Raw genomic sequence first — 21,365 nt, forward strand, 5'->3', positions numbered from 1 at the left:
GACTGAGAGAAGGGGGAGCTGAGATCAGCTCCTTTTTTATCGGTGGGTCGCGATCCAGATCAACAGTCCCGCCTGAAACACTGCGAAGGTCACCAGGCAGGCAATCGTGAAGCGCAGACCGGCGTCCTCGCGCTTGTACTTGCCGACACGGTCTTCGTGCTGGCGAATGGTCACTTCCTGTTCGATCAGGTTCTTCTCGGCCTTTTCCAGCATTTGCGAGGCTTCGAGAATTTCGATGATCTGCACCTTGTCGTTGTTCCAGGTGCTGTGCAGGTTGCCGACGTGTACGTCCTTGATGGTGCCTTTCATGTGCTGGGCATCGGCGTACGCTACTTCAAAACCCAAGGTGCGCAGAAAGTGGTCACGACGCAGGCGTGTGTCTTCGTTCAGGCCGTCCTTGCTCGCCAGCGCTACGCCTTCAATCTTGTAGGATGACCATCTTTTCTGCGCCCAATGCACGGCATGGGCGATCATGAAACGACCGATGCCGCGGTTCCACGGCTCGATCTGCAAGCCTGATTCGGGACCGAAGCGCACAGTGCGCTTTTCGTGATCGGCCCAGACATCCAGATTGTTCTGCTCCTTGCGGACCCGTTGGCCTGGCAGCTGCACATTGATGCGCAGCAGGCTCAATTCCTTGCTGTGCCGCTTGGCACGACCAAACTGCACAAAACGCAAGGGCCGTCCGCCGGTGGCGCGGTCGGTAGGCTGTGGTGCCAGACGCAACATCTGAAAGTTCTCGGGCAGAACGTCTTCCCACGGCTGCGGCGATGCCTGAACCTCGGCTTCTACGCTTTCGGGTGCTGCAGTGGTTTCAGTCATGATATTCGCGTCAGCCATAATGGTGTCCTTTCCTGGGCCTTGCACCGGGATACTTGCAACGGAACAAAAAGCCAGCAAACCGCTATCGGCCAGATGTCCGAAGACTGAAGGGCTTGCAATTATCTGACGTCAGATTTTTTTCCTGGTTGGGGCAGGGCCTTGATGAAGGCCAGGATCCGCTTGGTCACTTCACTGGCCAGCGGCTGGGTCGGGTTGCGGTAGGACAACAACTGCTGCTGTAAGTCGTCTGGCACGATACGCAGCACATGATTCATTCCGTCGATCAGGGCCAGTTCGGCATCCGGTCTGGCTTTTTGCAGCAGCAGGGCATCGCCCACGCCCACCTGAATGTCGTTACGCCCCTGAACGATGAGCGCCGGAATGTGCACTGCAGCGAAGGCTGCGGCGGGGTCCTGGCGAAACAGCGAGATCAGATACGGCTGGACACTGGGGCGAAATACCACTTCCAGCTCGGCGGGCACGTTGTCGTCGGTCTTGCCCGCCTTCAGTTCATCGAGCAACTGATTGCTGCGTTGCAGAAGATCTGGTGGCAAGCGCTCCTGAAATTGTTCGCGCAGCACCTGATCGACAGGCCGTCCGGTGCCTGCCACGGAAATCAGCGCTGCTGCACCCACTTTTTCAGCCGCCAGCGTCGCCACCAGCGCACCCTCGCTGTGGCCCAGAAGAATCAGCTGGCCAAGGCGCGGGTTGGCTTTGAGCGCTCTGGCCCAGAGTTGAACATCGGCCACGTAGCGCTCGACGCTCAGATTGCGTTCATCCGGCGTGACTGCCTTGCTGGCTGCGACGCCGCGTTTGTCGTAGCGCACGCTGGCGATATTGTTTTTAGCCAGAACCACCGCCAGGCGTTTCATGCTGTCGTTGCGTCCACCCTCAGGGTTGTTGCCGTCGCGGTCGGTGGGGCCGGAACCGGCGATGATCAGCACCACCGGGACCGGTTTGTCCGAACGGGGCATCAGCAGAGTGCCGTACAGTTTGCCGTTTTCGGTATCCACCGTGATCGGCCGCTGCACCACGCTGGGCGCCGCAGCACTGGCTGTTCCGGCGATTAGGCTCAGGGTCAATGTTATCGGCAGGGCCAGCAGACGCAGCGCGTTTGGTACTCGAAGCAGGGAATTACCGGATAACATCGCAAGGCCATCATGGGGAGAGTCTCGCTTGGACGCGCGGCGTGACAGAAGGTTCGAGGATGAACTGAACCGCGAGCCTGCGTATACTGGCGCGCTTGGTTTAACGATCTGGTTTTTTGGCTGATTTTTCGGAGCGCCCGCATGTCCGGCAACACTTTCGGCAAGCTGTTCACTGTCACCACCGCCGGCGAAAGCCACGGCCCGGCGCTGGTCGCTATCGTCGACGGCTGCCCGCCGGGGCTGGAGCTGGACCTGCAAGACCTGCAGCGTGATCTGGACCGGCGCAAGCCAGGCACCAGCCGTCATACCACGCAACGTCAGGAGGCCGATGAGGTCGAGATCCTCTCCGGCGTCTTCGAGGGTAAAACCACAGGTGCCTCCATAGGCCTGCTGATCCGCAACACAGACCAGAAGTCCAAGGACTATTCGGCTATCAAGGACCTGTTCCGTCCGGCTCATGCCGATTACACCTACCACCACAAGTACGGTATTCGCGATTACCGCGGCGGCGGCCGCAGTTCGGCACGGGAAACCGCCATGCGCGTGGCAGCGGGGGCGATTGCCAAGAAATACCTGGCAACCCAGGGCATCGTCATTCGCGGCTACATGAGCCAGCTGGGCCCGATCCAGATCCCGTTCAAGACCTGGGATTCGGTAGAAGACAACGCGTTTTTCTGCCCCGACCCTGACAAGGTGCCGGAGCTGGAAGCCTACATGGACCAGCTGCGACGTGATCAGGACTCGGTCGGTGCGAAAATCACCGTGGTCGCAGAAGGCGTGATGCCCGGCCTCGGCGAGCCGATCTTTGATCGTCTGGACGCCGAGCTGGCACACGCGCTGATGAGCATCAATGCGGTCAAGGGCGTGGAGATCGGTGCCGGTTTCGACTGCGTTGCACAACGCGGCACCGAGCACCGCGACGAGATGACCCCACTGGGTTTCCTGTCCAATCAGGCGGGCGGCATTCTCGGCGGCATTTCCTCCGGCCAGCCGATCATTGCGCATCTGGCGCTCAAGCCAACCTCCAGCATCACCACGCCGGGGCGCTCGATCGATACCGATGGCAATGCGGCCGACGTCATTACCAAAGGCCGGCACGACCCGTGTGTCGGCATTCGCGCCACACCGATTGCCGAGGCGATGATGGCCATCGTGTTGCTCGATCATCTGCTGCGTCATCGCGGTCAGAACGCCGATGTCAGCGTCAACACACCTGTGCTGGGACAGTTGTAATGCGCGCTGTCACGGTCGCGGACTGCTAGCGTGACGCAAACATCCGGCGGACAGCTTCCTTACTGGCGGCTGTCCGGGTTCTACGTGTGCTATTTCGCCTTGCTCGGCCTGTCTGCGCCGTTCATGGCCCTTTATCTTCATCACTTGGGTTTTTCCAGCTCACGCATAGGCGAACTGATCGCCATCCCTATGCTGATGCGCTGCGTTGCGCCCAATCTCTGGGGGTGGCTGGGTGATCACACCGGTTGGCGTCTGAACATTGTGCGGTCTGGTGCCATCTGCACGTTGTTGGCGTTTTCGCTGATTCTGGTCGAAAAAAGCTATGCCTGGCTGGCGATGGTCATGGCGCTCTATGCGTTCTTCTGGCATGCCATCCTGCCGCAGTTCGAAGTCATCACCCTCGCGCACCTGCAAGGCCAGACCTCGCGTTACAGTCAGATCCGACTGTGGGGCTCGATCGGTTTCATTCTGGCGGTCGTGGTGCTGGGACGGGTGTTCGAATGGTTCAGTCTGGATCTGTTTCCTTACATCGCGCTGGCGATCATGGCCGGTATCGTTGTCAGCAGCTGGTGGGTGCCGAATGCGCATTCCTCACCGTCGAGCCGTGAAACCGTGTCGGGCGGCTTTCTCAGGCAACTGGCGCGTCCTGGTGTCTTGGCGTTCTACCTCAGTGTCGCGCTGATGGTGCTCAGCCATGGGCCGTATTACACCTTTTTGACCCTGCACCTCGAAGCGCTCGTTTACAGCCGTGGCCTGATCGGCCTGCTATGGGCGGTCGGTGTGGTGGCTGAAGTGCTGATGTTCATGGTCATGAGCCGGATTCTGCAGCGTTTCTCCGTGCGCCAGGTACTGTTCGCCAGTTTTCTGCTGGCCGCATTGCGCTGGCTGCTGTTGGGGCTGTTTGCCGATCACCTGACCGCGCTGCTGATTGCTCAGGTGATGCACGCCGCCACGTTCGGCAGCTTTCACGCCGCCGCCATTCATTTCGTGCAAAGTAGCTTTGGCCCGCGTCAGCAAGGACAGGGGCAGGCACTGTATGCCGCGTTGTCCGGCGTGGGTGGCGCGCTGGGCGCTCTGTATTCCGGTTACAGCTGGAACGCGCTGGGGCCAGCCTGGACGTTTGCCATTGCCAGCCTTGTAGCCTTTGCCGCAGCCATCATGATTATCACACCCAAGAAAGAGGAAGGTGTATGAGCCGCGAACAACTTAGCGTGGAAATAATCGAGGCCGGGCGCTTCCTGTATGGCCGCGGCTGGTCGCCTGCCACCAGCAGCAATTACTCCGCGCGTCTTTCAGCCACCGAGGCGCTGCTGACCGTATCCGGCAGGCACAAGGGCCAGTTGGGTCCTGACGATGTGCTGGCTACCAATATGGCAGGCAACAGCCTGGAGCCCGGGAAAAAGCCGTCTGCTGAAACCTTGCTGCACACCCAGTTGTACAGCAGCAGGCCACAGGTCGGCGCGGTGCTGCACACCCACTCGGTGAATGCGACGGTGCTGTCGAGGCTGACTGCCGCCGATCATCTGGTGTTCGAGGATTACGAGCTGCAAAAGGCCTTTCATGGCGTGGTCACTCATCAGTCGCAGGTCGTGGTACCGATTTTCGACAACGATCAGGATATTGCCCGTCTCGCCGCAAAGGTGCAGCCTTGGCTGGACGCCCATCCCGAGTGCGCTGGTTACCTGATCCGCGGTCACGGTCTCTACACCTGGGGGGCGAAAATGAGCGACGCCTTGCGCCAGATCGAAGCGTTCGAGTTTCTTTTTGAATGCGAACTTAAAATGCGCGCGGTATTGAACCGTTGAAAACGTCGTATTAAAACCAGCCTGTAAGCCTGACCGGCCTGTAAAAGCCGGAAGGTGGTGCCCTAAACCGAGGATTCATGCCATGAGCAGCCTGTCCGTTTATCACGTTTCAAGCCCTGACACGCCCAACAAGGTGCTGACCCATCTGGAAGATATTGCTTCGACGCTGGCCGAGCACGGTGTGGCGTTCGACCGTTGGGAGGCCGCGACGCCGATCACCCCCGGTGCCAGTCAGGAAGAGGTGATCAGCGCCTATCGCACCCAGATCGACAAGCTGATGACCGAGCGCGGTTATGTCACCGTGGACGTTATCAGTCTCAACAGCGATCATCCGCAAAAAGCCGAATTGCGCGCCAAATTTCTTGAAGAGCATCGGCATGGCGAGGACGAAGTGCGCTTTTTCGTAGCCGGGCGGGGCTTGTTCACATTGCACATCGACGACTACGTATACGCCGTGCTGTGCGAAAAGAACGACCTGATTTCCGTACCGGCCGGCACCCGGCACTGGTTCGATATGGGCGAAAACCCGCATTTCGTTGCCATCCGCCTGTTCAACAATCCGGAAGGCTGGGTGGCGAATTTTACCGGTGAAGACATTGCTGGCCGTTTTCCACGGCTGGAAGACTGACAGGAGCCCGATTCTGATGCCCATCAAAGCTATCCTCACGGATATTGAAGGCACCACCAGCGCAGTGAGTTTTGTTTTCGACATGCTGTTTCCGTTTGCCAAAAAGCACCTGCCCGGGTTTGTTCGGCAAAACGCCGGACAACCGGCAGTGGCGTCGCAGCTGCAAGCGGTACGCACCGAGGCCGGCGAGCCTGACGCCGATGTCGAGCGGGTTATTGCAATACTGCTGGAATGGATTGCCGAAGACCGCAAGGCCACGCCGCTGAAAGCGTTGCAGGGCATGGTCTGGGAGCAGGGCTATAACGCCGGACAGCTCAAGGGCCATGTTTATCCGGATGCTGTCGATGCCTTGAAACACTGGCATCAACAGGGCTACAGGCTTTACGTTTATTCCTCGGGCTCAATTCAGGCTCAGCAATTGATTTTCGGCTGTTCCGAAGCGGGCGATCTGTCCGGTCTGTTCAGTGGTTACTTCGATACGACGTCCGGCCCCAAGCGCGAAGCGCAGTCCTACCGGACGATTGCGCAGGCAATCGAGTGTCCTGCCGAGAACATTCTGTTCCTCTCGGATATCGTCGAAGAGCTCGACGCAGCGCAGGCCGCTGGCATGATCACCTGCGGTCTGGCGCGTGACGGCGGGGTGCTTGCGGGTCACAGATATGTGAGCAGTTTCGCGCTCATCGACCCTGCTTCGTTCTAAACGACATCAGCCTGTCGTGCACGGCATTGCCCTGATGCCGCAGCATGCAAATCTGCCTGCCGCAGGCTTGCACGCTATTTTCTGTAAGGAGCGTCCTGCTTTTGAGTGGGACGTTGCCTACCTGAAAGTGCGTTGAATCTGTTTGTTCTGCTCGTCATTCTTCAACGCGATTATTCGTGTAAGTTCTGCGCCCATCGCCCCCTGAGTCACGGACAACACCTGTACCGATTCACGGGCGCATAAGGAGCGGCAGCGGATGTGCAGTGCCATTAAAGAAAGCGCAAGCAGGGACTTATTGATACAGCAGATGGTGAGCACGATCAGCGAACTCGACGGCCAGACCGCCGTCGAGAATGCCCTCGAATGGCTAAGGCGCGAATGCAACAGTGAGCGGGCGATGTTCTATCAGTTCAAAGGGCCGGTGCTGCTGACGTTCATTACCTGCAATGTCGATGATGCCTGGGGCAAGGCTTACCGCCAGCGCGAGTTCATCACCCAGGATCCGGTCATCCGCTGTTATCGCAATCAGTTGGGATTTGTGAACTGGCAGGATGCATTCAGACAGTATCCGGTGTCAGCGTGTTACGAAGAAATCGTCGATACGTGCGAACTGCTTCCGGCCATTTCCTACGGCTACATGAACCATTGCCGTGGTGCCGACAGCGTGACGTCGGTTTGTACGCTGGGTGAAGTGGGGCGAGCGATCTCCGCTGAACAAAAATACCTCATGAGCAGTCTCATGCCGGTGCTGCACAGCGTTGCGCGGGGTTTGAAGTTCTGCTCTCGCGGTTTGACCCATCGGGAACTGGAGGTACTGCAGTGGGCCAGGGATGGAAAAACTGCCTGGGAGATCTCAATGATCCGCGACGTGTCGGAGTCGACGGTGAAGTATCACCTCAAGACCATCTATTCCAAGCTGGGTGTCGCCAATAGGGCGCAGGCGGTAGGCGAAGCGCTTTGCCGGGGTTTGATCAGGTAATCGACACCTGAAAACGCGGGCAAAAAAAAGCCGCGAGAACAAGGTGTAATCGCGGCAAACAAGGGATGAGAGCGTACAGCGGGTGCCGCCTGTCAAGGCGGCGGGAAAATCAACGGGTGTGGTAAGTCGGCAGGTCGAAGCGGTGCTGACTTTGCAGCATCGAAATAGCTGGCAACTCGCTGGCTTGTGCAGCCAGGTCGCGGCGGATAGCGCTGATTACCCATTCTAGTTGAACCGGAGTGTGCAACTGAGCATAAGACACGGAGCGACGGATCTGCTTGCCATCGTGAGTACGCAGTGACAACAGAACACCACCATCAGGACGTGGCTGGGTGGTAACGGTGTAGTCGGAGAATACGGAAGCGAATTTTTCTTGAATAAAAGTCATGTCTGGCGGCTCCATTGCTCATGGGATAATAAGCTTGGAAGTACTATTGCAGTGTCTGTGCCAGTCTTTGCACTTGAATTAAATCCTTTAAAATCAATGACTTGAAATATTCTCTATTTTAAGGCTTCGTGCATTTTGCATGAACACCCTTCGTGCGCCCTGCATTTTGCCGTTTCCTGCACGATGGATATCGGGCAGAAGGAGGATTGCATCGATTGCGGTGATCAGGAGCAGGCATTGCGCATCCGCATCGATGCTGATCGAACAGCTGGCGAGACTTGAGGTCAGTGTGTGTATCGACGCCGGGTCAACGCATGCCCGGAGTACCGTGCGCCAAGGAGTAGTTAATGACCGATACAGATATCAGCGCTTCGCAAACCATGACTGAAGACGAAGCCGCCGAGTTCGCCGAGCAGGTATTCGATGTGGCTCGCCCGGGAAATGCAGTCATGCTGGAGCGTCTGCTTGAAAAAGGCCTGCCCGCAGACCTGCGCAACCACAAGGGCGATACGCTGCTGATGCTGGCCAGCTACCACTGCCATGCGGATGCGGTCCGTGTGCTGCTGAACCACAAGGCTGACCCTGAAATTCGTAACGATAATGGCCAGAGTCCCATCGCTGGCGCAGCGTTCAAGGGTGATCTGGCAGTGGTCAGGCTGCTGGTCGAGGCCGGTGCCGACGTCGACGGCGCCTCTGCCGATGGTCGTACTGCGTTGATGATGGCGGCCATGTTCAATCGCAACGAGATAGTCTATTACCTGATCAGTCAGGGCGCGGACCCGCATGCCACTGATGCCAAGGGCATCACGGCACTGGGTGCCGCTCAGGCAATGGGTGCGACTGTCACCATTGATCAACTGATCAAACTGGGTGTGCAGCCGGCCCGGTCCTGAGGCCGAGTGCCTTCAGGGCATGAACACATAGAGGCGCGATGGATTTACCGTTATCCTTCGCGCCTCTTTTTTTGCCCGTTATCAGGATCGCTCCCATGAAAGACTCACTGGTCGAATTAATCAGCAAAGTGAGCTCCGGCTGCATGGGCGACGACGAAATCGTGCGTATTGCCGATGAAGCCGCGCAGGCGTATGCCGACCCGCAGGCTTTTCTGACCGCCAACCCTGATATCAACTACGACGACACCTTTCCGATTCCACTGGGCGAATGGGTGGTGGTAGGCAGTCTGCCGGAAACCGTGCTGTTTCAGGCCGACAGCTATATGGACCTGTTCGAGCAGATCGTGCAGTCATTCGGCAAGGACGTGACGTTCAACATCAAGCCAAAACAATTGGCCAAGGTCGAACCACTGGTAGCGCTCAACCGGATTCAGATTCAATTGAGCAGCATGAACAAGGACATGGGCGGCTATGTGCTGATGAACTTCAGCCAGCCGCTGGATGACGAACTGCAAGCGGTGCTGGTGTATGGCCGTGACGAGGCGCGGGTGCTTGAACTGGCAGCGTTGGCCGGCATCCATGCCGCACCCGCTCTGCAGGCATTGCGCGGTTAACCCAGCGCCGTATCGAGAAACATCATTACCGCGAAGCCGCCCATCAGGCCGAGCGTCGCCGAGGTCTGATGGCCGTTGCGGTGGGTTTCCGGGATGACTTCATGGGACACCACGAAGATCATCGCACCTGCCGCCAGCCCCATGCTGAGCGGGTAGGCGATGGCAAACCCGCTGGAAATACCCAGGCCCACCAGCGCGCCCAGCGGCTCCATGAGTCCTGAACCGATGGCCACCAGCATCGCCTTGAATGCCGACAGCCCGGTAGCACGCAGGGCCAGCGCAATGGCCAGGCCCTCAGGGATGTCCTGAATAGCAATGGCAGTAGTCAATGGCAGGCCGACATTCATGTCGCCGCTGGCGAAGCTCACACCTATCGCCATGCCCTCAGGCAAGTTATGCAGGGTGATCGCCAGTACGAACAGCCAGACCCGGCTGATTCGCTCTGAATGAGGACCCTGACGGCCCACGCTTTCATGCTCGTGCGGTGTGAACTTGTCCAGCCCAAGCATCAACAGCACACCCAGGCCCAGACCGGTCACTACCGTCGCAGCCGCCCAAGGGCCACTGTCGGTTATGCCCCGAGCGGCCTCCAGCCCGGGCAGTATCAGCGAGAACGAGCTGGCAGCCAGCATCATGCCGGCAGCAAAACCGAGCATGATGTCTTGAGCGCGTTGCGAAACGTTGCGCAGGGCGACCGCCATGACTGCACCCAGCGCCGTCGCCAGGAAGCCGGCCGTGCCGCCCAGCAGTGCATGATTGAAGTTGACCTGGCTAGTGCCATAGAAGGCGTTGTAAAGACTGATGCCGCCGAGGCCGACGACGATCAGCAGAGCAAGGGCGAAACCCAGGCTCACCAGCGGGCTGCCCTGAAGATGGTTGAACCATGTCGCCCAAGGCGTTCGGGGTTGTGCGGGCGTTGGCATGAAGACGGCTACCTGTGTGAGGGTGAAAGCGATAATGAATGAAATGCGAAGTCGACCCCCGTTGGGAGCCTGAGAATATAAGGTTGGTTCAACGGACCCCCCGAACGGCGCAACTATCCTAGGAAGGTAAGCATTCATTAGGGGCAACACCATGGGTTCTAGTTTCAACGGCCTGGTCGGCTTGATCATTCTGGCGCTCGATATCTGGGCCATCATCAATGTCTTGAAAAGCGGCGCCGAGACCGGCAAGAAAATTCTCTGGGTATTGTTGATCGTGCTGTTGCCTGTTGTGGGCCTGATCATCTGGGCAATCCTCGGACCGCGTGGCAACGTGCGAATCTGATACGCCGCCAGGTTATCAACGAACGCTTGATTACCCTGAGTAATCAGGCGTTTTTCGTTCATGGGCCAAGGCATTTGCAAGCAAGACGCTGCACAGAGGTTCGACCTGTCATGTTCCTCGACGTAGAATGCGCGCCTTTGTTGTGGGCGGTCGGCCGTCCTGTCATCAGTACCCAGCGGGAGCTTACCCATGAGCGATTATCAGGAAACGTTGTACGAAGGCTACGGCCAGCGCTTTCGTATGGAAAAAATGCTGCACGAAGTGCGTACCAAACACCAGCATCTGGTGATCTTCCAGAACCCGCGCATGGGCCGCGTCATGGCGCTGGACGGCGTGATCCAGACCACCGAGGCGGATGAGTTCATCTATCACGAAATGCTCACTCACGTGCCGATTCTGGCCCACGGCGCTGCCAAACGTGTACTGATCATTGGCGGCGGCGATGGCGGCATGCTGCGCGAAGTCGCCAAGCACCTGACCGTCGAGCACATCACCATGGTCGAGATCGACGCCACGGTGGTCGAGATGTGCAAGGAGTTCCTGCCCAATCACTCCAGTGGCGCTTTTGACGATTCGCGCCTGAACCTGGTCATCGACGACGGCATGCGCTTTGTCGCGACGACCGAAGAGAAGTTCGACGTGATCATCTCCGACTCCACTGATCCTATCGGTCCGGGCGAAGTGCTGTTTTCGGAGAACTTTTATCAGGCCTGTCATCGCTGTCTGAACGAAGGCGGCATTCTGGTTACCCAGAACGGTACGCCCTTCATGCAACTGAGCGGTGTGCAGACCACTGCAGGACGCATGAATGGCCTGTTTGCCGATTGGCATTTCTATCAGGCCGCCATCCCGACCTACATCGGCGGTGCCATGACTTTTGCCTGGGGCGCCACTGACAAGGGCTACCGCAAACTGCCACTGGAAACCCTGCGTCAGCGCTTCATGGGCAGCGGTATTGTTACGCGCTATTACAACCCGGAAGTTCACATTGGCGCATTCGCCTTGCCGCAGTACGTACTGCAGGCTGTGAGCAAGGCCAGCAACGACTGATCAATAGATCTGACGTTAGCGGCCGGGTCAGCCTTAACGCCGCCTGAGAGGCGTTGAAGCGCGCAACTGGCGACAGAAATTTCACACTTTCTGTCCCAGAATTGCGCGCGAAGCTGAACAGGCACGCGTATTCATGGGCCGCCCCGGCCCCTGGTGACCCGCAATCAAGTAATATCTGCGCCCTGTCGTACGCCGCCCGCCCTTGGTGAAGGGCGGTGCTGCACCCTGAACCTACCCCTGAATCCACCGGATCCTGACAACCATGGCTAAAACGGACGCCCAGATTCATCGGCAAGCCCGCCTGCTGAACCCGACTGTCAAATCGCATCTGGCTTACATCCTGCTCAGCGGTTTCGCTTTGATGGTGATGTACACGCTGTTGCGTATCGGTCTGCTGGTCTACAACCGCGAGATGATTGGCGACACGCCAGCCTCGACATTCCTTGAAGCACTGTTTAACGGCACGCGCTTCGACCTGCGCCTGACCATGTATCTGCTCATTCCGCTGGTGCTGTCGCTGTTCAGCGCCCGGGCCATGGCTGCACGCGGGTTTTTCCGGTTCTGGCTGACCCTGGTCGGCAGCATCACGCTGTTCTTCGGCTTGATGGAAATGGACTTCTACCGTGAGTTTCACCAGCGCCTGAACGGTCTGGTGTTTCAATATGTCAAGGAAGACCCCAAGACTGTCCTGAGCATGCTCTGGTATGGCTTTCCGGTGGTTCGCTACCTGCTCGCCTGGGCAATCGTGACTTGGCTGTTGAGCCTGGTATTCAAGGGCATCGACCGCCTGACACGGCCACGCCTCGTAACGACGAAGGGCACCCAGACGGTCAGTACAGTTGCGCCGTGGTACATGCGTGTTGGCGTTTTCGTGCTGGTATTGCTGGTTATGGTGGTGTGCATCCGTGGCACCCTGCGCCAAGGCCCACCGCTGCGTTGGGGTGACGCTTACACTACCGACTCCAACTTCGCCAACCAGCTGGGCCTGAACGGCACACTGACCCTGATTACGGCGGCCAAGAGCCGTATGTCCGAAGATCGCGACAACATCTGGAAAGCCACGCTGCCACAGGCCGAGGCGCAGCAGACGGTGCGCGACATGCTGCTGACCTCGCATGACAAGCTGGTAGAACCTGATATTGCCGCTGTGCGTCGCGACTTCACACCGCCAGTAGAGAACACGTTGCCGATCCGCAACGTGGTCGTGATCCTGATGGAAAGCTTCGCCGGTCACTCGGTAGGGGCGCTGGGCAACGATGCCAACATCACGCCGTATTTCGACAAGCTGTCGAAAGAGGGGCTGTTGTTCGACCACTTCTTCTCCAACGGCACCCACACCCATCAGGGCATGTTCGCCACCATGGCGTGCTTCCCGAACCTGCCGGGTTTTGAGTACCTGATGCAGACGCCAGAGGGCAGCCATAAGCTGTCGGGCCTTCCGCAATTGCTGAGCGCGGGTCGCAACTACGATGACGTCTATGTCTATAACGGCAACTTCGCCTGGGACAACCAGTCGGGTTTCTTCAGCAACCAGGGCATGACCAACTTTGTCGGTCGCGAGGACTTCGTCAATCCGGTGTTCTCCGATCCGACCTGGGGCGTTTCCGACCAGGACATGTTCGACCGTGGCGCCCAGGAACTCAAAGCCCGTCAGGACGGCAAGCCGTTCTATGCGCTGCTGCAGACCCTGTCCAACCACACGCCGTATGCGTTGCCGGACCCGCTGCCGGTCGAGCGTGTGACCGGACACGGCTCGCTGGATGAGCATTTGACCGCCATGCGTTATGCCGACTGGGCGCTGGGCCAGTTCTTCGAGAAGGCCAAAAAAGAGCCTTACTACAAGAACACCCTGTTCGTGGTGCTGGGCGACCACGGTTTCGGCAATGACAAGCAGTTGACTGAAATGGACCTGGGGCGTTTCAACGTGCCATTGCTACTGATCGGGCCTGGTGTACAAGAGAAATTCGGCCAGCGCAGCAGCATTGTCGGCACGCAGGTTGACGTCGTGCCAACCATCATGGGCCGTCTGGGTGGTCTGAACCGCAACCAGTGCTGGGGCCGCGATCTGCTGAACCTGCCGGAAGGCGACAAGGGTTTTGGCGTGATCAAGCCGTCGGGCAGTGAGCAGGTGGTCGCGATCATCAGCGGCAACCGCATTCTGATCGAACCGACAGAAATGCCGGCCAAGCTGTTGACCTACACGCTGGGTGCCAAGCCTTCTGCCGAAGAAGTGCCTGATGCACCTGACACGCAGGAACTCAAGCGCAAGCTGGAAAGCTTCCTGCAGACCGCCACCAAGAGCCTTCTGGACAACACGGCCGGTGTCGAGGCCAGCAAGAACCGTAACTGACCATGACTGACTTGTCCGGGTAACCGGCAAGTCGGATCAGCAGTACACAAAAGGCCCTCGGCATCCATTGCGAGGGCCTTTTGTTTTGCCCGTCATCGCGGGCTGTCCGGCGTAATTCGTTGGAACGAATGCGTGGGCCAAAAGGTCCTTATCACATAAGCCAGAGTGCCTGGCTTCGTTCTGGAGGCATTGATGAAACAGTGGGCCATTTCGTATCTGGACAAGGATGGTGTGCAGCAACTCCGTGAGGCTGGTTTTGACGAGCGTCCCAGTGAGGAGGAGGCCGCGCGTTTCCTGCGCAAGGACCTGTATCCAGTCACCGATGAGCTGGATCTCAATGATCTTGACGGGCGCACCGACGAGCCTACGGTTAAAACGCTTAAAGACCATAACAGTGTGCGGATCATTTCCATTACAGAAGTTGCCTGACCTGCGGTGATTCAAAAAGCTTTTCGTGGCAACCACTTGGCATCCTGCCCACGATGGGTCTACTCTGCAGATGAGGCTGTTCAAACGGCCTCTGACATCTCGATACCCGACCTGTGCCAAGCCTGGTCTGGTCAGCTACATGCTTGATTCCCCACGCCGGATTAGATTATCTGTCGTGCGGCGGCCCCCGATGATTCGGCGGTCGCTCTGGGAGAGTTGAAACTCTATCTATCGTTGCATAGGAGGACGTTTCATGAGCACAGCCTATCAAGAGGACATCAGCAGTAACGTACTGCGCCGCATGAAAGAAGGCGGTTTTGATTTCGCGCGAATCTATCCCATCGAGTTTTACGCCATCTTCCCGGATGAGGAGCGGGCACGGCAGGCTGCAGAGCAATTTCGCGGTGAATCCCTCAATACCCAGGTAAACGTACGTGATGACGGTAACTGGCACTTGCAGTTGAGCAAAGTGATGTACGCCACTTATGACGGTATCGGTGATTTCGAGCAGGACTTTCAGATGGTGATTTCGCCCATGGACGGTGAGGTTGAAGGTTGGGGTGTCACTCAGGAGGTCAGAAGACTGCACGCTTGATGGCTTTTGATTGTCAGGCAACACATTACCGGCTGATTCGGGATACGTTCTGGATCGGCCGGTTCTGTTTTTGCTTCGCGCTCATAAACAGTGGTCAAAAAAAAAGCCACTCAAATGAGTGGCGCAAAGGGAAGTCTGTTTAAAATCCGCACGCGTTCTTCGCCTGCTGGACAAAATAACGGTTAGCGCAAAAACGGCGTTTGGTGCCCTGTTTGCTCGGTTGCTGTGGAGTGTGGCGAACTAATGTTGTTGGCGGAAATCAACTCTGACTATGCTGATCATAGATTTCACGGTTGAATGACGCTTCCGAATGAAGCGCGAAATAATCGGCTTGGGCGTTTAGTGCACAGGAATGGTGCGTAGAACGTCGAGTGTTTACCTAACCTTTTGAAATCAAAGCGTTTATGCCGGTGGCACGGGCTTTGCGATGGTCTTGGTGTCCATGGTGACAAGGAGTACGGCATGATCCGCACCTTTTATGACGAGATGTACGATGCGGGCGGCGTAGTCCGTCCGCACTATCGGGAGTTCGCCCGCTGGCTGGGTGATACGCCTCCCGAGCTTTTGGCTCAACGCAGGCGCGAAGCCGATCTGCTGTTTCACCGTGCCGGGATCACGTTCACACTCTATGGTGATGAGCAGGGCACCGAGCGGCTTATCCCCTTCGATACCATCCCGCGCAGCATTCCCGCCAGCGAATGGCGTGTAGTCGAGCGTGGCTGTATCCAGCGCGTCAAGGCGCTGAACATGTTTCTGGCGGATCTTTATCACGACCAGCGGATTATCAAGGCCGGAATCATTCCTGCCGAACAGGTGCTGGCCAACGAGCAATATCAGTTGGCGATGCAGGGCCTGAACCTGCACCGCGATTTGTATTCGCACATTTCCGGCGTCGATCTGGTGCGCGACGGTGATGGCACGTATTACGTGCTGGAGGACAACCTGCGAACCCCGAGCGGCGTGAGCTACATGCTCGAAGACCGCAAGATGATGATGCGTTTGTTCCCCGAGCTGTTCTCGGCCCAGCGCATTGCACCGATCGATCACTATCCGAATCTGTTGCTCGACACGCTCAAGAGTTCCAGCCATCTGGACAACCCGAGTGTCGTGGTATTGACGCCCGGGCGTTTCAACAGCGCCTTTTTCGAGCATGCGTTTCTGGCTCGCGAGATGGGGGTCGAGCTGGTTGAAGGTGCCGATCTGTTTGTCCGCGACGACCGCGTGTTCATGCGTACCACCGACGGTCCCAAGGCTGTCGATGTTATCTACCGTCGGCTTGACGATGCATTCCTTGATCCGCTGGCGTTCAACCCTGATTCCATGCTGGGCGTTCCCGGACTTCTGGCCGCGTATCGCTCCGGCAATGTGGTTCTGGCCAATGCCATTGGTACCGGCGTTGCCGATGACAAGTCGGTTTACCCCTACGTCACCGACATGATTCGTTTCTATCTGGACGAAGAGCCAATTCTCAAGAACGTGCCGACCTGGCAGTGCCGCAAGCCGGAAGAGCTGTCACATGTGCTGGCCAACCTCGGCGACCTGGTCGTCAAGGAAACCCAGGGCTCCGGGGGCTACGGCATGCTGGTCGGCCCTGCAGCGACCGCCGCCGAGATCGAAGCCTTCCGGGCACGCCTCAAGGCCAAGCCGCATGCGTACATCGCCCAACCCACCTTGTGCCTGTCGACCTGTCCGACCTTCGTCGAAAATGGCATAGCCCCGCGACATATCGATCTGCGCCCCTTTGTTCTGTCCGGTCGCGAAACCCGCGTCGTACCTGGCGGGCTTACCCGAGTGGCCTTGCGTGAAGGCTCACTGGTGGTCAATTCGTCACAGGGTGGCGGAACCAAAGACACCTGGGTGGTCGAGGATTAAGGATGCCTGCCAATGTTAAGTAGAACTGCCTCTGATCTTTTCTGGATGTCGCGTTACCTGGAGCGAGCGGAGAACCTCGCCCGAATGCTGGACGTGAGCTATTCGCTGTCGCTGATGCCGCAGGACGGGCGGGGTGACGGGCTGGATGAAATAGCCATGCCGTTGCTGATTACCGGAACGCTGGAAACCTATATCGAGCGTCATGGTGAACTGCATGCCGAGCGCATGCTGCATTTTTTCGCGCTGGACGCGACCAACCCGGCCAGCATTTACAGCTGTCTGGGCGCCGCAAGGGCCAGTGCGCATGCCGTGCGCGGGCGTATCACTGCCGACATGTGGGAGAACATCAACTCCACCTGGCTGGAAATTCGCGGCATTGCTCAACAGGGTCTGACCCGTTACGGCATGAGTCGCTTTTGCGAGTGGGTCAAGGAGCGTTCGCACCTGTTCCGTGGTGCGACCTACGGCACAATCATGCGTAACGATGCGTTCCGTTTCATTCGTCTGGGAACGTTCATCGAGCGCGCTGACAACACCATGCGCATGCTCGACGCCCGCTATGAGATGCTCGAACTGCGTGGGCCACAGGCCAACGCCGCGGCGGACAACTCGGCTGCCGGGTACTACCAGTGGAGCGCCTTGTTGCGCGCACTGTCCTCGTTCGAGGCTTACACTGAAGTCTATCGGGATGCGCCAGGCGCGCGTCAGGTTGCCGAACTGTTGCTGCTGCGTGCCGACATTCCGCGCTCGTTGCGCGCCTGTCTGGAAGAAATGGACGTCATTCTGGCCAGTCTGCCCGGCGTCAATGGCCGACCTGCGCAGCGCATGGCCGCCGAGATGGATGCAAGATTGCGCTACACCAGTATCGACGAGATTCTGGATGAGGGACTGCATGAGTGGTTGAACGAATTCATTCCAATGCTGGCCCAACTGGGTGATGCCATTCACACTTCGTACCTGGAGGCTGCATGAGACTTTCGATAAGCCATGAGACCACCTATCACTACGATGACCAGGTGCGCTCGAGTATCCAGTATCTGCGCCTGACGCCTCACGACAGTGAGCGCCAGCAAGTGCTTAGCTGGCAATTGACGTTGCCGCGCCCGGTGCGCGCGCAGATTGATCCTTTCGGCAATATCCTGCATGTCCTGAGCCTGGAAGAGCCGCACGAGGCGATCATCATCGGCGCGCGCGGGCAGGTGCAAATCGACGAAACCCGCGAGGCCGAGCACGAAAGCCAGTCGGCATTACCGTTTTTGCGCGTGACGCGACTGACCGAGCCTGACGAAGCGATTCGCAGTTTCGCAGCCAGGGAATGTCGCAAGCGCGCTGACCGTAGCGCATTGATCGACCTGATGCAGGCGCTCAACCAGCACATGACTTACACGCAGGGTGCGACCGAAGTCGACACCAGTGCCGCCCAAGCCTTCGCCGGACGCTCGGGGGTCTGTCAGGACCATACCCACGCCTTCCTGGCCTGCGCCCGCAGTCTTGGGGTGCCGGCACGTTATGTGTCCGGTTATCTGTGCAGCGAAGACAGCGAACATTTGTCCAGTCACGCCTGGGCCGAAGCCTGGATAGACGACGCCTGGTACAGCTTCGATGTCACTAACCAGCTGGCCATTCCCGAACGTCATTTGAAGCTGGCGGTAGGGCTGGACTATCTGGATGCTTGTCCGGTGCGCGGCATGCGCCGGGGTGGCGGGTCTGAACAGATGCACGCCAAGGTCGTGGTTTCACCCATGACCGGTACGCCAAAAGTGAAAACCCGTGTGCAGGTCCAGGCGCAGCATCAGTAGCGCGTAAGCACTGACCTGCGCATCACTGAAATGGCCGGAATTCAAACTCCGGCCATTGCTTATTCGGCAGGGTCGTCGGTGGTGCTGTAGAGCGCGTTGTGCAGCTCTTCGTAATTACCGCCATTGATGACGCTGAAATAGCCCGCTGCCCTGAGTTTTTCCTGAGCCTTGTCGGCTTTGCTGTCAGTGCTGCTGAAAATGACGAACACCGCATTGCGGTCGTTGAGCACCTGTTTCATCTGATTGACCAGCCGCCGGTCATCGACCCGTACCGCATTCAATACCGTGCCCGCGTCATAGTCGGTCTGGCTGCGTACATCCATCGCCAGTTTGCCTTCCTTGAGCGCAGCCACCGCTGCAGCCTGATCTACCATGCCCGCGTGGGCTGCGAAGCTGCTGACAAGTGCAAAAACAGCAATCCATTGGCGCATAGGCGCGTCTCCTTCAGTCGAGTGGAAAGAGTGGCACAGTTACACACTGACCGAAAGCGTGTCAGATCAGCCGAACAACCTGTTCAGGTTAGGCACGATCAATAACAGCGCAGTGGTAAAGAGGATTAATCCCGCCTGACGTACTTTGGAGTGTTTGAACTTGAACATGGCTGACCGCCTTTTGTTGTTATTCCTGAGCGACAGAAGCAGGTCTATTCCGCGACGCGGAGAGTCGACCGCTGGCATGGGTGCGCATTGAACAGGTGGACCCGGTCATTTGACCGCTGGCCCGAGCGCTGAAAGGATTTTGCGCGCCTCCTGTTACAGATTTAACAATAGAGCCGAGGTGCCCCACGCCTTAGAACGGTTGGGAATTTAAACGTCTACTTATCCAACTTAACGTTATCAATCAACTGTTCGCCAGAGGCTCAGGCCTTTGCTAGACACTTCATTCACATCGTTCAGCTTTGCACCGTTCGTCCGGGTCAGACTTTTCCTACGTGCATTAAACCTCCGACAAGGCGCGGGGTGCTGCTTGATTTGCCGATGCCTTCAAGGCAGGCTCTGCCCGTGCGCTATTGCCTCATCATTGTTTCAGGGCCTCTTTTATGTCTTTACGCATCTGTATTCTGGAAACCGACAACCTGCGACCAGAACTGGTCGAGCAATATCAGGGGTACGGGCGGATGTTCGAATTGCTCTTCGCTCGCCAGCCAATCGCTGCAGAGCTGACGGTTTACAATGTGGTGCAAGGGGACTATCCACCTGCAGACGAGCAGTTCGATGCTTATCTGGTGACCGGCAGCAAGGCAGACTCGTTTGGCACCGATCCCTGGATTCAGACCTTGAAGGTTTATCTGCTGGAGCTGTATCAGCGCGGCGAAAAACTGCTGGGTATCTGCTTTGGTCACCAGTTGCTGGCCTTGCTCCTGGGCGGCAGGACCGAGCGTGCCGTGCAGGGTTGGGGTGTGGGTATTCATCACTATCAATTGGCTCCCGCCAGACCGTGGATGACGCCAGCAATGGACACGCTCACGTTGCTGATCAGCCATCAGGATCAGGTGACCGCGCTGCCCGAGAACGCAACGGTGCTTGCATCCAGCGAGTTCTGTCCATTTGCGGCCTACCATATCAATGATCAGGTGCTGTGTTTCCAGGGCCATCCCGAGTTCATTCACGAGTTTTCCCGGACCTTGCTTGATCTTCGTCAGGAAGCGCTGGGCGAACAGGTTTACCAACAGGGTGTTGCCAGCCTGGATCACGACCATCATGGGGCGACGGTGGCAGAATGGATGATGCGCTTTGTGGCGCACAAGCCGGAAAAACAGTCTGTCTGATCCGGCGCATGGCTGTTGGAACGGGAATGCAGTGGCGGTGCTATAGCCAGCCAGAGCGCTTGAAGCTGGCAAACAGCGCCGTACACCCGCCCAGAATGACGCCCAGCACGATGAAGTAGCCGTATTCCCACTTGAGCTCCGGCATGTTCTCGAAGTTCATGCCGTAGATGCCGGCAATTGCGGTTGGAAAGGCCAGAATCGCTGCCCAGCCAGCAAACTTGCGCTGCACGATGCTTTGCCTCGAGGACTCCAGCAACAGGCCGATTTCGATTGTCTGGCTGGCGATGTCACACAGGTTGCCCAGGTCTTCCATCTGCCGCTTGACGTGAATTTCCACGTCGCGAAAGTAGGGGCGCATGTTCTTGTCGATGAACGGGAAACTGAGTCTCTGCAGTTCTTCACCCACTTCCACCATCGGCGCTACATAACGGCGCATGCGCAAAAGATCACGGCGCAGTGCATGAATGTGCTGGATGTCGGATTCGCGCAACGAGCCGCCGATGACACTTTGCTCCAACAGTTCAAGTTCGGCATGGATGGCTTCGGTCACCGGTTGATAGTTCTCGGTGACGAAGTCCAGGAGGGCGTAGAGCACGAAGTCTTCGCCGTGCTCCAGCAGCAGTGGCCTGGCCTCGCAGCGCTGACGCACCAGCCCGTAGGACTTGGAATGGCCGTTGCGCGAGGTGATGACATAGCCCTTGCCCGCGAAGATATTGGTTTCGATGAACAGCAGCTTGCCGTTTTCGCGTACCGGCGCGTAGGTCACGATAAACAGCGCATCGCCAAAGGTTTCCAGCTTTGGACGGCTGTGAACCTCCATGGCATCTTCAAGGGCCAGTTCATGCAGGTTGAACTGTTCTTTGAGGCTGGTCAGTTCCTCATTACTGGGCTGCTCCAGGCCGATCCAGACGAAATGATCGGGTTTGGCGGCCCAGGCGGCGCCATCATCAAGGGTTATATCGCGGACTTTTTTGCCTTTGCTGTATACCGCTGCTGCAACAACTCGACCCATGGCGCTATCGCTTC

General features: G+C 57.8%; 23 protein-coding genes. 17 read left to right on the top strand and 6 right to left on the bottom strand.

Features of this window, described 5'->3' with window-relative positions; translation table 11 throughout:
- Positions 1 to 36: 36 nt before the first annotated feature.
- Both AO277_RS19445 and AO277_RS19450 read right to left on the bottom strand, forming a co-directional pair.
- Positions 37 to 840 (bottom strand): hypothetical protein, encoded by an 804-nt coding sequence (locus tag AO277_RS19445; RefSeq protein WP_080899147.1) that lies wholly within the window; start codon positions 838 to 840, stop codon positions 37 to 39.
- A gap of 101 nt (positions 841 to 941) precedes the next feature.
- Positions 942 to 1,970: an alpha/beta hydrolase gene (locus AO277_RS19450; RefSeq protein ID WP_002552842.1), complete on the bottom strand. Its 1,029-nt coding sequence runs from the start codon at positions 1,968 to 1,970 to the stop codon at positions 942 to 944.
- Positions 1,971 to 2,111: 141 nt separating this feature from the next.
- On the opposite strand from AO277_RS19450, the gene aroC reads away from it, so the two are divergent.
- From aroC to AO277_RS19480, 6 genes are all read left to right on the top strand, one after another.
- A complete protein-coding gene (aroC, locus tag AO277_RS19455; protein WP_002552843.1) occupies positions 2,112 to 3,203 on the top strand; it encodes a chorismate synthase in 1,092 nt (363 codons plus the stop codon).
- Positions 3,204 to 3,233: 30 nt separating this feature from the next.
- The gene (locus tag AO277_RS19460) at positions 3,234 to 4,397 is read left to right on the top strand and encodes an MFS transporter (protein ID WP_044317600.1); all 1,164 of its coding nucleotides are present in this window, start codon (positions 3,234 to 3,236) and stop codon (positions 4,395 to 4,397) included.
- Positions 4,394 to 5,008 carry a methylthioribulose 1-phosphate dehydratase gene (locus AO277_RS19465; RefSeq protein ID WP_002552845.1) on the top strand — a complete coding sequence of 205 codons (615 nt, stop codon included), beginning with the start codon at positions 4,394 to 4,396 and terminating at the stop codon, positions 5,006 to 5,008. The genes AO277_RS19460 and AO277_RS19465 overlap by 4 nt, the downstream gene beginning before the upstream one ends.
- Positions 5,009 to 5,090: 82 nt before the next feature.
- Complete coding sequence (locus tag AO277_RS19470; RefSeq protein ID WP_002552846.1) at positions 5,091 to 5,636, top strand: 1,2-dihydroxy-3-keto-5-methylthiopentene dioxygenase; 546 nt, start codon at positions 5,091 to 5,093, stop codon at positions 5,634 to 5,636.
- A 16-nt stretch (positions 5,637 to 5,652) separates the two neighbouring features.
- Positions 5,653 to 6,336, top strand: a complete 684-nt coding sequence (gene mtnC, locus AO277_RS19475) for an acireductone synthase (protein WP_044317599.1) — start codon at positions 5,653 to 5,655, stop codon at positions 6,334 to 6,336.
- 256 nt (positions 6,337 to 6,592) lie between these two features.
- A complete protein-coding gene (locus AO277_RS19480; RefSeq protein ID WP_005731492.1) occupies positions 6,593 to 7,315 on the top strand; it encodes a helix-turn-helix transcriptional regulator in 723 nt (240 codons plus the stop codon).
- A gap of 109 nt (positions 7,316 to 7,424) precedes the next feature.
- Here the strand turns inward: AO277_RS19480 and AO277_RS19485 are convergent, their stop codons facing one another.
- Positions 7,425 to 7,703, bottom strand: a complete 279-nt coding sequence (locus AO277_RS19485) for a DUF3509 domain-containing protein (RefSeq protein WP_002552849.1) — start codon at positions 7,701 to 7,703, stop codon at positions 7,425 to 7,427.
- 347 nt (positions 7,704 to 8,050) lie between these two features.
- On the opposite strand from AO277_RS19485, the gene AO277_RS19495 reads away from it, so the two are divergent.
- Positions 8,051 to 8,596, top strand: coding sequence for an ankyrin repeat domain-containing protein (locus AO277_RS19495; protein ID WP_099259099.1), 546 nt, complete (start codon positions 8,051 to 8,053; stop codon positions 8,594 to 8,596).
- A gap of 95 nt (positions 8,597 to 8,691) precedes the next feature.
- Complete coding sequence (locus AO277_RS19500) at positions 8,692 to 9,210, top strand: hypothetical protein (protein WP_044317597.1); 519 nt, start codon at positions 8,692 to 8,694, stop codon at positions 9,208 to 9,210.
- On the opposite strand, the gene AO277_RS19505 is transcribed toward AO277_RS19500, so the two are convergent.
- A complete protein-coding gene (locus tag AO277_RS19505; RefSeq protein ID WP_004665830.1) occupies positions 9,207 to 10,133 on the bottom strand; it encodes a ZIP family metal transporter in 927 nt (308 codons plus the stop codon). The two genes, AO277_RS19500 and AO277_RS19505, sit on opposite strands and share 4 nt — an antisense overlap.
- A gap of 151 nt (positions 10,134 to 10,284) precedes the next feature.
- On the opposite strand from AO277_RS19505, the gene AO277_RS19510 reads away from it, so the two are divergent.
- From AO277_RS19510 to AO277_RS19550, 8 genes are all read left to right on the top strand, one after another.
- On the top strand, positions 10,285 to 10,476 hold the full coding sequence (locus AO277_RS19510) for a PLDc N-terminal domain-containing protein (protein WP_002552853.1): 192 nt from the start codon (positions 10,285 to 10,287) through the stop codon (positions 10,474 to 10,476).
- Positions 10,477 to 10,665: 189 nt separating this feature from the next.
- On the top strand, positions 10,666 to 11,526 hold the full coding sequence (gene speE / locus AO277_RS19515; RefSeq protein WP_044317596.1) for a polyamine aminopropyltransferase: 861 nt from the start codon (positions 10,666 to 10,668) through the stop codon (positions 11,524 to 11,526).
- 262 nt (positions 11,527 to 11,788) lie between these two features.
- On the top strand, positions 11,789 to 13,876 hold the full coding sequence (locus AO277_RS19520) for an LTA synthase family protein (RefSeq protein WP_002552855.1): 2,088 nt from the start codon (positions 11,789 to 11,791) through the stop codon (positions 13,874 to 13,876).
- A 192-nt stretch (positions 13,877 to 14,068) separates the two neighbouring features.
- Positions 14,069 to 14,305, top strand: a complete 237-nt coding sequence (locus AO277_RS19525) for a hypothetical protein (protein WP_002552856.1) — start codon at positions 14,069 to 14,071, stop codon at positions 14,303 to 14,305.
- A 253-nt stretch (positions 14,306 to 14,558) separates the two neighbouring features.
- Positions 14,559 to 14,900: a ribonuclease E inhibitor RraB gene (locus tag AO277_RS19530; RefSeq protein WP_044317595.1), complete on the top strand. Its 342-nt coding sequence runs from the start codon at positions 14,559 to 14,561 to the stop codon at positions 14,898 to 14,900.
- Between the two features lie 462 nt (positions 14,901 to 15,362).
- Entirely contained in the window at positions 15,363 to 16,772 is a 1,410-nt protein-coding gene (locus tag AO277_RS19540) for a circularly permuted type 2 ATP-grasp protein (protein WP_002552858.1), read from the top strand.
- Positions 16,773 to 16,784: 12 nt separating this feature from the next.
- Positions 16,785 to 17,744, top strand: a complete 960-nt coding sequence (locus AO277_RS19545) for an alpha-E domain-containing protein (protein WP_003378609.1) — start codon at positions 16,785 to 16,787, stop codon at positions 17,742 to 17,744.
- Positions 17,741 to 18,571 carry a transglutaminase family protein gene (locus tag AO277_RS19550; RefSeq protein WP_044317594.1) on the top strand — a complete coding sequence of 277 codons (831 nt, stop codon included), beginning with the start codon at positions 17,741 to 17,743 and terminating at the stop codon, positions 18,569 to 18,571. Before AO277_RS19545 ends, AO277_RS19550 begins: the two co-directional genes overlap by 4 nt.
- A 59-nt stretch (positions 18,572 to 18,630) precedes the next feature.
- Here AO277_RS19550 and AO277_RS19555 read toward each other — a convergent pair whose 3' ends face one another.
- Complete coding sequence (locus AO277_RS19555) at positions 18,631 to 19,002, bottom strand: rhodanese-like domain-containing protein (RefSeq protein ID WP_002552861.1); 372 nt, start codon at positions 19,000 to 19,002, stop codon at positions 18,631 to 18,633.
- A gap of 608 nt (positions 19,003 to 19,610) precedes the next feature.
- Between AO277_RS19555 and AO277_RS19565 the strand changes: the two genes are divergently transcribed.
- Positions 19,611 to 20,339 carry an amidotransferase gene (locus AO277_RS19565; RefSeq protein WP_044317592.1) on the top strand — a complete coding sequence of 243 codons (729 nt, stop codon included), beginning with the start codon at positions 19,611 to 19,613 and terminating at the stop codon, positions 20,337 to 20,339.
- 40 nt (positions 20,340 to 20,379) lie between these two features.
- Here the strand turns inward: AO277_RS19565 and AO277_RS19570 are convergent, their stop codons facing one another.
- A complete protein-coding gene (locus AO277_RS19570) occupies positions 20,380 to 21,351 on the bottom strand; it encodes a magnesium and cobalt transport protein CorA (protein WP_044317591.1) in 972 nt (323 codons plus the stop codon).
- Positions 21,352 to 21,365: the final 14 nt, after the last annotated feature.

Source organism: Pseudomonas amygdali, assembly GCF_002699855.1.
Taxonomy (GTDB): Bacteria; Pseudomonadota; Gammaproteobacteria; order Pseudomonadales; family Pseudomonadaceae; genus Aquipseudomonas; species Aquipseudomonas amygdali.

Excerpts from the sequence above, each read along its gene's own strand:
- AO277_RS19445 (WP_080899147.1), bottom strand. The coding sequence starts at position 840 with ATGGCTGACGCGAATATCATGACTGAAACCACTGCAGCACCCGAAAGC.
- AO277_RS19450 (WP_002552842.1), bottom strand. The coding sequence starts at position 1,970 with ATGTTATCCGGTAATTCCCTGCTTCGAGTACCAAACGCGCTGCGTCTG.
- aroC (WP_002552843.1), top strand. The coding sequence starts at position 2,112 with ATGTCCGGCAACACTTTCGGCAAGCTGTTCACTGTCACCACCGCCGGC.
- AO277_RS19465 (WP_002552845.1), top strand. The coding sequence starts at position 4,394 with ATGAGCCGCGAACAACTTAGCGTGGAAATAATCGAGGCCGGGCGCTTC.
- AO277_RS19470 (WP_002552846.1), top strand. The coding sequence starts at position 5,091 with ATGAGCAGCCTGTCCGTTTATCACGTTTCAAGCCCTGACACGCCCAAC.
- mtnC (WP_044317599.1), top strand. The coding sequence starts at position 5,653 with ATGCCCATCAAAGCTATCCTCACGGATATTGAAGGCACCACCAGCGCA.
- AO277_RS19480 (WP_005731492.1), top strand. The coding sequence starts at position 6,593 with ATGTGCAGTGCCATTAAAGAAAGCGCAAGCAGGGACTTATTGATACAG.
- AO277_RS19485 (WP_002552849.1), bottom strand. The coding sequence starts at position 7,703 with ATGACTTTTATTCAAGAAAAATTCGCTTCCGTATTCTCCGACTACACC.
- AO277_RS19495 (WP_099259099.1), top strand. The coding sequence starts at position 8,051 with ATGACCGATACAGATATCAGCGCTTCGCAAACCATGACTGAAGACGAA.
- AO277_RS19500 (WP_044317597.1), top strand. The coding sequence starts at position 8,692 with ATGAAAGACTCACTGGTCGAATTAATCAGCAAAGTGAGCTCCGGCTGC.
- AO277_RS19505 (WP_004665830.1), bottom strand. The coding sequence starts at position 10,133 with ATGCCAACGCCCGCACAACCCCGAACGCCTTGGGCGACATGGTTCAAC.
- AO277_RS19510 (WP_002552853.1), top strand. The coding sequence starts at position 10,285 with ATGGGTTCTAGTTTCAACGGCCTGGTCGGCTTGATCATTCTGGCGCTC.
- speE (WP_044317596.1), top strand. The coding sequence starts at position 10,666 with ATGAGCGATTATCAGGAAACGTTGTACGAAGGCTACGGCCAGCGCTTT.
- AO277_RS19520 (WP_002552855.1), top strand. The coding sequence starts at position 11,789 with ATGGCTAAAACGGACGCCCAGATTCATCGGCAAGCCCGCCTGCTGAAC.
- AO277_RS19525 (WP_002552856.1), top strand. The coding sequence starts at position 14,069 with ATGAAACAGTGGGCCATTTCGTATCTGGACAAGGATGGTGTGCAGCAA.
- AO277_RS19530 (WP_044317595.1), top strand. The coding sequence starts at position 14,559 with ATGAGCACAGCCTATCAAGAGGACATCAGCAGTAACGTACTGCGCCGC.
- AO277_RS19540 (WP_002552858.1), top strand. The coding sequence starts at position 15,363 with ATGATCCGCACCTTTTATGACGAGATGTACGATGCGGGCGGCGTAGTC.
- AO277_RS19545 (WP_003378609.1), top strand. The coding sequence starts at position 16,785 with ATGTTAAGTAGAACTGCCTCTGATCTTTTCTGGATGTCGCGTTACCTG.
- AO277_RS19550 (WP_044317594.1), top strand. The coding sequence starts at position 17,741 with ATGAGACTTTCGATAAGCCATGAGACCACCTATCACTACGATGACCAG.
- AO277_RS19555 (WP_002552861.1), bottom strand. The coding sequence starts at position 19,002 with ATGCGCCAATGGATTGCTGTTTTTGCACTTGTCAGCAGCTTCGCAGCC.
- AO277_RS19565 (WP_044317592.1), top strand. The coding sequence starts at position 19,611 with ATGTCTTTACGCATCTGTATTCTGGAAACCGACAACCTGCGACCAGAA.
- AO277_RS19570 (WP_044317591.1), bottom strand. The coding sequence starts at position 21,351 with ATGGGTCGAGTTGTTGCAGCAGCGGTATACAGCAAAGGCAAAAAAGTC.